This window comes from Aquipuribacter hungaricus (genome assembly GCF_037860755.1).
GTDB lineage: Bacteria > Actinomycetota > Actinomycetes > Actinomycetales > JBBAYJ01 > Aquipuribacter > Aquipuribacter hungaricus.
The window spans coordinates 1-544 of the sequence record NZ_JBBEOI010000540.1 but is presented as its reverse complement, the minus strand read 5'-3'; the positions used below and the strand labels follow the sequence as shown (position 1 = coordinate 544).

Here is a 544-nt window from a genome sequence, read left to right as displayed (position 1 = left end):
GGCCGGCCCGTCGGTCGCCGCCGCGAGCGCCCCGGGCGTCGGCGGGTCGCCGAGGGCGGGGTCGAGCGCGAGCACCGGTGCCCTCGCGGACGCCAGCGCGGAGCGCAGCACGTCGTGGCCGAGCGCGTCGGCGTGGTCCGGGTGGCGGTGGGTGAGCAGGACGCCGCCCAGCGCGCCGGCCCCGGCCACGGCCGCGAGCACCGCCGCCAGGTGCGCCGGGTCGGCGGGCCCGGGGTCGACGACGAGCACGCGCTCCCGGCCGACCAACCAGGTGTTGGTGCCCTCGAGCGTCATCGGGCCGGGGTTGTCCGCCCGGACCAGCCGGGTCACGGCACCTCCCCCGCGTGCCGGGGCAGGCGCAGGTCGACACCGCGGACCGAGGGCTCGCGCCCGTCGCCGTCGCGCCACGTCGCGCGCGGGACGACGGGGACCAGCACGGCCTGCTCCGCCAGCAGCCCCACGACCGCCGAGGCGCCGCCGGGGTCGCCACCAGGGACTGCGCCAGGCCCGGGGCCGGGACCGCCGCCGGGACCGCCGCCAGGCA

At 81.8% G+C, this 544-nt stretch carries 2 protein-coding genes; both read right to left on the bottom strand.

Translation table 11 applies throughout. The features are described from left to right. On the bottom strand, window positions 1-330 hold a 330-nt coding region (locus WCS02_RS21070; RefSeq protein WP_340296254.1), incomplete at its 3' end, for an MBL fold metallo-hydrolase. Continuing rightward, on the bottom strand, window positions 327-544 hold a 218-nt coding region (locus tag WCS02_RS21065; protein WP_340296253.1), incomplete at its 5' end, for a hypothetical protein. The genes WCS02_RS21070 and WCS02_RS21065, both read right to left, overlap by 4 nt.